Genomic DNA, 3,805 nt, shown 5'->3' on the forward strand with positions numbered 1-3,805 from the left:
TTGATCCGGTAGCCGAGATCGGCGGCCGCGCGGAGGTCGGCTTGGGTGATGTTGGAAATGCCTTCCATGTAGATGTCGTTGGCGGCGATCCTGGTGCCAAAGGCAAGGCTGGTCAGGATCGACAGCTTGTGCGCCGTGTCGTGGCCCTCGATGTCGAAGGTCGGATCAGCCTCGGCATAGCCCAGCCGCTGCGCGTCCTTCAGGCAAGCATCGAACGAGATGCCCTCGGCCTCCATGCGGGTCAGGATGTAGTTACAGGTGCCGTTGAGGATGCCGAACACGCGGGTGACCGAATTGCCGGCCATCGCCTCACGCATCGTCTTGATGACGGGAATGCCGCCCGCCACCGCCGCCTCGTAGTTGAGAAGCACGCCCTTCTTCTCGGCGATCTCGGCCAGCGCCACGCCATGCTTGGCCAGCAGCGCCTTGTTGGCGGTGACGACGTGACGGCCGGCTTCGAGTGCCGTCTTCACCGATGAGCGCGCCGGGCCCTCGTCGCCGCCGATCAGTTCGACGAACACGTCGATTTCTGCGGTCTGGGCCATCTTGACCGGATCGTCGAACCACTTTGCAGAGCTCAAATCGACGCCCCGATCGCGCTTGTGGTCGCGCGCCGAGACGGCGGTGACGATCACGTCACGGCCGCACTGGCGGGTCAGTTCCACCGCTTTGTCGCGCAGCACGCGCGCCACCGATGCACCGACCGTGCCGAGGCCGGCAATTCCAACACGCAATGCTTCAGCCATGTCCGGCGACGTCCCTCAAAGTCAGATCGAATTTGCGTGCGGCAAGCTTACCGGTGAGCGGAGAGCGGCACGACATTGTTGGGCTGCTTGGCGCTGGTCGACAGGAAGCGCTTGATGTTGCGCGCCGCCTGCCGGATCCTGTGCTCGTTCTCGACCAGAGCAACGCGCACGAATTCGTCGCCATGCTCGCCGAAGCCGACACCGGGCGCCACGGCCACGTCGGCATGTTCGATGAGCAGCTTGGAGAATTCGAGCGAGCCGAGATGCTTGAACGGCTCCGGGATCGGCGCCCAGGCGAACATCGATGCCGCCGGTGCCGGAATGGTCCAGCCGGCGCGGCCGAAGGCGTCGACCATCACGTCGCGGCGCTTGTGGTAGATGTCGCGTACCTCGGCGATGTCGGCGCCGTCGCCGTTGAGCGCGTGTGCCGCCGCCACCTGGATCGGCGTGAAGGCGCCGTAATCGAGGTAGGACTTCACCCGCGTCAGCGCCGAGATCAGCCGCTCGTTGCCGACGGCAAAGCCCATGCGCCAACCGGGCATGGAGAAGGTCTTCGACATGGAGGTGAATTCGACGCAAACGTCGATCGCGCCAGGCACCTGCAGCACCGAAGGCGGCGGATTGCCGTCGAAATAGATCTCCGAATAGGCAAGGTCGGACAGGATGATGATGTCGTTCTTCTTGGCGAAGGCGACCACATCCTTGTAGAAATCGAGCGAGGCGACCAGCGCTGTCGGGTTCGACGGATAGTTGAGGATCAGCGCCAGCGGCTTCGGGATCGAATGCTTGACACCGCGCTCGAGCGCCGGAATGAAACCGTCGTCCGGCTCCACCTGCAGCGAGCGGATGACGCCGCCCGACATGATAAAGCCGAAGGCATGGATCGGATAGGTCGGGTTCGGGCACAGGATCACGTCGCCGGGCGCGGTGATCGCCTGCGCCATGTTGGCGAAGCCTTCCTTCGAACCGAGCGTGGCCACCACTTGCGTGTCGGGGTTGAGCTTCACGCCGAAGCGCCTGCCATAGTAGGCGGCCTGGGCGCGGCGCAGGCCCGGAATGCCGCGCGACGAGGAATAGCGATGCGTGCGCGGGTCGCGCACGACCTCGCACAATTTGTCGACGATAGCCTTGGGCGTCGGCAGGTCCGGATTGCCCATGCCGAGGTCGATGATGTCGGCGCCACGCGATCGGGCGCTGGCCTTGAGCCGGTTGACCTGCTCGAACACGTAAGGCGGAAGCCGGCGAACCTTGTGAAATTCTTCCATGGCAGTTCCAGACAGCGCAGGGGTGTTGGGCGCGCGCTATATACTTATTTGCAGGTAGGGTCGAGGGCGGGGTCGCATTTGGCTTCGATCTGCTTCAGCGTTTCGTCGCCATGCTTCTTGGCCAGATCCGTCAGCGCCGCCTGGTTGACGACCTTGGGGCCGCCGCCCTTTGCCGCCTGCGCATTCTCATCCGCCTTCAATTGCGCGAGCTTGGCGTTCTTCTCGGCTTCGGTGAACTGCGGCGCCGCCACTTGCGGCTTGATGTTCAGGTTCGGGAAGGTGCCGGTATCCTTCGGTCCCGCACCCACAGCGACAGGCGTCGGGCCATTCGTGTTGGTGCTCGAGCACCCGGCAATGCCGATGAGGACGATCGCCGCGCCGATGCGGCAAAAACGTCCGGCACCGAAAAAAACAGTCTCGCCAATATTAATCGTCATATTGTTTCCTTGGCAGCCGAGGTAGAGCGAGATTGGCCCGGTCGGATGTCCCATGTTAATATGTCAAGAAAAGGCCTCGGGAGGAACCCCGCCAACCATGTCCAAAACACCCGATTCGGGCAAAGCGGAAGATGACCAGCCTTCGACCGTCGAGCAATATCTGGTGAAGGACCCGGAACGCTTCGCCCTGAACATGGCGCGCATGATCGAGCAGGCCGGCAAGGCCGCTTCCGCCTGGGCCGAGCCGCGTGAAAAAGGCGACGTGCGCGACCATGTGGCCGAGCCCGTCGTCGATATGGTGAAGACCTTTTCCAAGCTCAGCGAATACTGGCTTGCCGATCCGCAGCGCGCGCTGGAAGCGCAGACGCGGCTGTTCTCCGGCTATATGACGGTCTGGGCCAACGCCATTCAGCGCACCAGCAACGCCGCGCAAGACACCGAAGACGCGGTCAAGCCGGAGCGCGGCGACAAGCGCTTCCTCGACCCGGAATGGGGCCGCAACGCCTTCTTCGATTTCCTCAAGCAGGCCTATCTCGTCACCTCGCGCTGGGCGGCCGATCTGGTCGAGCACGCCGAAGGTCTTGACGAGCACACCCGCCACAAGGCCGGCTTTTACGTCAAGCAGGTGTCCAACGCCATCTCGCCGTCGAATTTCATCCTGACCAATCCGGAACTGTTCCGCGAAACCGTCGCCTCGAACGGCGAAAACCTGGTGCGCGGCATGAAGATGCTGGCCGAGGACATCGCCGCCGGCAAGGGCGACCTGAAGCTGCGGCAGGCCGACTACTCGCCCTTCGAGATCGGCAGGAACATCGCCACCACTCCCGGCAAGGTGGTCGGCCGCAGCGACGTCGCCGAAATCATCCAGTACGAACCGGCGACCGAGACGGTGCTCAAGCGGCCCCTGCTGATCTGCCCGCCATGGATCAATAAATTCTACATCCTCGATCTGAACCCGCAGAAATCCTTCATTCGCTGGGCGGTTGAACAGGGCCACACCGTGTTCGTCATCTCCTGGGTCAATCCGGACGAGCGCCACGGCACCAAGAGCTGGGAAGCCTATATCCGCGAGGGTCTGCAATACGGCCTCGACACGGTCGAGAAGGCCACCGGCGAACGCGACGTCAACGCGATCGGCTATTGCGTCGGCGGCACGCTCCTGGCGGCGGCACTGGCGCTGATGGCGCAAGAGGGCGACGACCGCATCAAGTCGGCGACCTTCTTCACCACGCAGGTCGACTTCACCTATGCCGGCGACCTGAAGGTGTTCGTCGACGAAGAACAGGTCGCGGCAGTGGAAAAGTCGATGAGCGAAAAGGGTTATCTCGACGGCACCAAGATGGCGACCGCCTTCAAC

General features: G+C 63.2%; 4 protein-coding genes. 1 reads left to right on the forward strand and 3 read right to left on the reverse strand.

What is annotated here, in order from left to right:
• The 3 genes from EN994_RS21935 to EN994_RS21945 form a co-directional block, all read right to left on the reverse strand.
• Nucleotides 1-746: homoserine dehydrogenase (locus tag EN994_RS21935; protein WP_127307803.1), on the reverse strand; the 746-nt coding region annotated here is incomplete at its 3' end.
• Between the two features lie 47 nt (nt 747-793).
• Complete coding sequence (locus EN994_RS21940) at nt 794-2,011, reverse strand: LL-diaminopimelate aminotransferase (RefSeq protein ID WP_013531991.1); 1,218 nt, start codon at nt 2,009-2,011, stop codon at nt 794-796.
• A gap of 44 nt (nt 2,012-2,055) precedes the next feature.
• The gene (locus tag EN994_RS21945) at nt 2,056-2,448 is read right to left on the reverse strand and encodes a hypothetical protein (RefSeq protein WP_063167871.1); all 393 of its coding nucleotides are present in this window, start codon (nt 2,446-2,448) and stop codon (nt 2,056-2,058) included.
• Nucleotides 2,449-2,545: 97 nt separating this feature from the next.
• On the opposite strand from EN994_RS21945, the gene EN994_RS21950 reads away from it, so the two are divergent.
• On the forward strand, nt 2,546-3,805 hold a 1,260-nt coding region (locus tag EN994_RS21950), incomplete at its 3' end, for an alpha/beta fold hydrolase (protein ID WP_127307804.1).

Source organism: Mesorhizobium sp. M7A.F.Ca.CA.002.09.1.1 (genome assembly GCF_003998555.1).
Classification (GTDB): Bacteria; Pseudomonadota; Alphaproteobacteria; order Rhizobiales; family Rhizobiaceae; genus Mesorhizobium; species Mesorhizobium ciceri.

Bases quoted from the DNA above. Each gene is read 5' to 3' on its own strand.
- EN994_RS21940 (WP_013531991.1), bottom strand. From the start codon at position 2,011: ATGGAAGAATTTCACAAGGTTCGCCGGCTTCCGCCTTACGTGTTCGAG.
- EN994_RS21945 (WP_063167871.1), bottom strand. From the start codon at position 2,448: ATGACGATTAATATTGGCGAGACTGTTTTTTTCGGTGCCGGACGTTTT.